1 rRNA gene is annotated in these 1,600 nt (G+C 53.0%); it reads right to left on the bottom strand.

What is annotated here, in order from left to right:
• Nucleotides 1-17: 17 nt before the first annotated feature.
• Nucleotides 18-1,528: ribosomal RNA gene (locus J3348_RS14045) — 16S ribosomal RNA — on the bottom strand.
• Nucleotides 1,529-1,600 lie beyond the last annotated feature (72 nt).

Below are 1,600 nucleotides of genomic sequence, written 5' to 3'. Positions count from 1 at the left end.
CTTGCCTGACTCCTTAGAAAGGAGGTGATCCAGCCGCAGGTTCTCCTACGGCTACCTTGTTACGACTTCACCCCAATCACCAGTTTTACCTTCGGCGGCGTCCTCCTTGCGGTTAGACTACCGACTTCGGGTCCCCCCGGCTCTCATGGTGTGACGGGCGGTGTGTACAAGGCCCGGGAACGTATTCACCGTGGCATGCTGATCCACGATTACTAGCAATTCCGACTTCGTGCAGGCGAGTTGCAGCCTGCAGTCCGAACTGGGACGTTGTTTCTGAGTTTTGCTCCACCTCGCGGTCTTGCTTCTCTTTGTTTAACGCCATTGTAGTACGTGTGTAGCCCAAGTCATAAAGGGCATGATGATTTGACGTCATCCCCACCTTCCTCCGTTTTGTCAACGGCAGTCTGGCCAGAGTCCTCTTACGTAGTAACTGACCATAAGGGTTGCGCTCGTTGCGGGACTTAACCCAACATCTCACGACACGAGCTGACGACAACCATGCACCACCTGTCTCCTTGCTCCGAAGAGAAAACATATTTCTATGCCTGTCAAGGGATGTCAAGACTTGGTAAGGTTCTTCGCGTTGCGTCGAATTAAACCACATACTCCACTGCTTGTGCGGGCCCCCGTCAATTCCTTTGAGTTTCAACCTTGCGGTCGTACTCCCCAGGTGGATTACTTATTGTGTTAACTGCGGCACTGAAGGGGTCAATCCTCCAACACCTAGTAATCATCGTTTACGGTGTGGACTACCAGGGTATCTAATCCTGTTTGCTACCCACACTTTCGAGCCTCAGCGTCAGTTGGTGCCCAGTAGGCCGCCTTCGCCACTGGTGTTCCTCCCGATATCTACGCATTCCACCGCTACACCGGGAATTCCGCCTACCTCTGCACTACTCAAGAAAAACAGTTTTGAAAGCAGTTTATGGGTTGAGCCCATAGATTTCACTTCCAACTTGTCTTCCCGCCTGCGCTCCCTTTACACCCAGTAATTCCGGACAACGCTCGTGACCTACGTTTTACCGCGGCTGCTGGCACGTAGTTAGCCGTCACTTCCTTGTTGGGTACCGTCATTATCTTCCCCAACAACAGGAGTTTACAATCCGAAGACCTTCTTCCTCCACGCGGCGTCGCTGCATCAGGGTTTCCCCCATTGTGCAATATTCCCCACTGCTGCCTCCCGTAGGAGTCTGGGCCGTGTCTCAGTCCCAATGTGGCCGTTCAACCTCTCAGTCCGGCTACCGATCGTCGCCTTGGTGGGCCGTTACCTCACCAACTAGCTAATCGGACGCGAGGCCATCTCAAAGCGGATTACTCCTTTTCCCTCTGTGCCATGCGGCACCGTGGGCTTATGCGGTATTAGCAGTCGTTTCCAACTGTTGTCCCCCTCTTTGAGGCAGGTTCCTCACGCGTTACTCACCCGTTCGCCACTCGCTCGAGAAAGCAAGCTCTCTCTCGCTCGTTCGACTTGCATGTGTTAGGCGCGCCGCCAGCGTTCGTCCTGAGCCAGGATCAAACTCTTTATAAATGATATTTATCACTTAAAAGTGTTAAATCTTGTTCGCTCAGCACGCAATCGCTTGCGTCCTGTGTGAATTAC

This window comes from Faecalibacterium sp. Marseille-Q4896, from assembly GCF_017377615.1.
Classification (GTDB): domain Bacteria; phylum Bacillota; class Clostridia; order Oscillospirales; family Ruminococcaceae; genus Faecalibacterium; species Faecalibacterium taiwanense.
Note: the sequence above shows the minus strand (reverse complement) of the source record. Positions and strands in the feature narration are given on the sequence as shown.